Origin of the sequence: Polaribacter sargassicola (assembly GCF_021991835.1) — a bacterium.
Taxonomy (GTDB): domain Bacteria; phylum Bacteroidota; class Bacteroidia; order Flavobacteriales; family Flavobacteriaceae; genus Polaribacter; species Polaribacter sargassicola.
In genome coordinates this window covers 1-304 of the sequence record NZ_JAHDAU010000157.1, presented here as the reverse complement: position 1 = coordinate 304, position 304 = coordinate 1, and the positions used below count along the sequence as shown (strand labels likewise).

The following is a 304-nucleotide window of genomic DNA, read 5'->3' as shown; positions in this document are numbered from 1 at the left end:
GCAATAATATGCCTGGCACCTTCTAAAGCATCTTCAGCAGATACCACATCACCTTTAACATATTTAAAAGCCAAAGACTCCACATCGTTAGCATTTTGACTCATAATGATTTTTGCCAACGGTTCTAAACCATTTTGTCGTGCTTTTTCAGCTTTTGTTTTTCGGCTTTTTTTAAAGGGTAAGTATAGATCTTCAAGCGTTCTTAAATCTTCAGCTTCGGTAATTTTTTGTGCAATTTCAGAATTTAAAACTCCTTGTTCTTCCAGAGTTTTTATAATTGCTTTTTTACGCTTTTCTAAAGCTT

General features: G+C 33.9%; 1 pseudogene. It reads right to left on the bottom strand.

Features of this window, described 5'->3' with window-relative positions:
* Positions 1-304: pseudogene (locus KI686_RS16290) on the bottom strand (Tex-like N-terminal domain-containing protein); the annotation flags it as partial.